2 protein-coding genes are annotated in these 1,777 nt (G+C 28.4%); both read right to left on the bottom strand.

The features are described 5' to 3' along the window. Positions 1–77 precede the first annotated feature (77 nt). Entirely contained in the window at positions 78–1,394 is a 1,317-nt protein-coding gene (locus tag G3997_RS02840) for a TRAP transporter large permease (RefSeq protein WP_296647766.1), read from the bottom strand. A 43-nt stretch (positions 1,395–1,437) separates the two neighbouring features. Next, positions 1,438–1,777 (bottom strand): TRAP transporter small permease (locus tag G3997_RS02835; RefSeq protein ID WP_296647763.1); only part of this gene is annotated, 340 nt, incomplete at its 5' end.

Genomic DNA, 1,777 nt, shown 5'->3' with positions numbered 1-1,777 from the left:
TTTTCTTAAGTTGTTAGCATTGTACTCATCATATATAAATAAATCCTGGAACTTATTTCTKYTATATAAATATTAAATTATTTTACTAATCCCATAAGTGTTGGAATAAATAAACTTAATTGTGGTATGAATGTAACTAACATAAGAACTACAAATATTGCAGCGTAGAATGGTAATATACTCTTTATAACACCTTCTACTTTAGTTTTARCTACTCTACAACCTACAAATAATGTATTCCCAACTGGCGGTGTTATTGTACCTATACATAAGTTAAATACTAGCATTATACCAAATTGTATAGAATCCATACCTAAGCTTTGAGCTATAGGTAAGAATATTGGAGTAAATATTAATATAGCTGGAGTTGCATCCATAAATGTACCTACTACTAATAGTAATAAGTTCATTATTAGTAATATAACTATTGGATTGTTAGATATACCTAATATTAAGTTAGTAACATATGTTGGAACATTAGTAAATGCTAATATCCAAGACATTATAGATGATGCACCTATTAAAAATACTATCATTGCTGTCATATTTACTGCTTCTAATAATATTCTTGGTAAATCTTTTATCTTTATAGATTTATATAAAAGCATCGATAATAATAAAGAGTAAACAACTGCTATTGCTGCACCTTCTGTAGCTGTGAATATACCACCTGTTATACCACCTATTATTATTACTATTAATGATAAACTTGGTATTGCATCTAAAAGTACTCTTAAAGCTTGAGATAATGTTATTTTTTCTTTAGTTATTGTTTTATATCCTCTTTTTCTAGCTATAAAGAATGCAACAGTCATAATACCTATTCCCCAAAGTATTCCTGGTATATATCCTGCCATAAATAATGCAGTTACTGATGTACCACCACTAACTAATGAATATATTATTAATGAGTTACTTGGAGGTATTAATAATCCAGTAGGTGCTGATGCTACATTTACTGCAGCAGCAAAATCTTTATCATAYCCTGYTTCTTCTTGTAGTGGTGTCATGATTCCACCCATAGCAGCAGCTGCTGCCGTTCCAGATCCACTTATTGAACCAAATAACATGTTACCTATAACATTTGTATGAGCTAATGAACCTGGTAATTTACCAGCTAATAAATTTGCAAAATTTACTAATTTAATTGCTATACCACCATTATTCATTATAATACCAGCTAATATGAAAAACGATATTGCTAATAACGAGAATGAGTTAATTCCTGTAAATATACGTTGTGCTGCTGTAAAAACTGCATTTTCCCACGGTAATGCCGATAGTATTGCTAAAACTGAAGATATCCCTATTGTAACTGCTATTGGTATCCCTATTAATAGTAATATTGGAAATACAGCTAATAAAGTTAATCCTGTTTGTAATGCTAATTCCATTAAATTCCCTCCTTTAAAATATAAACCATTATTCCCTAATTTATTATTGCGTTATTTTTGCTCCTTTTTTATTCTTATCCTTAGATAAATCTTTAATAATATCAGTTATATTTAAAATATTGTATATAACTGTTGTAATACCTGATAATGGTAATGCTAGATATACATATCCCATTGGTATCTGTAAAGATGAAGATAATTGTCCCATTGATAATTTTGACATATTCCATCCACCAAAAACTAGTATAAATACTGCAAATGCCATTATTATTACTTCAAAAAATAATTTTACTTTAGTTTGATTTGTTTCATTTAACTTATCAAATAAAAATGTCATTGCCATATGTTCGTTTCTTCCAAATAAATATGATCCACCTAATAAT

Source organism: Romboutsia sp. 13368, from assembly GCF_018336475.1.
In the GTDB taxonomy this organism is placed as follows: Bacteria; Bacillota; Clostridia; order Peptostreptococcales; family Peptostreptococcaceae; genus Romboutsia.
This window is presented reverse-complemented; position numbering and strand designations above follow the sequence as displayed.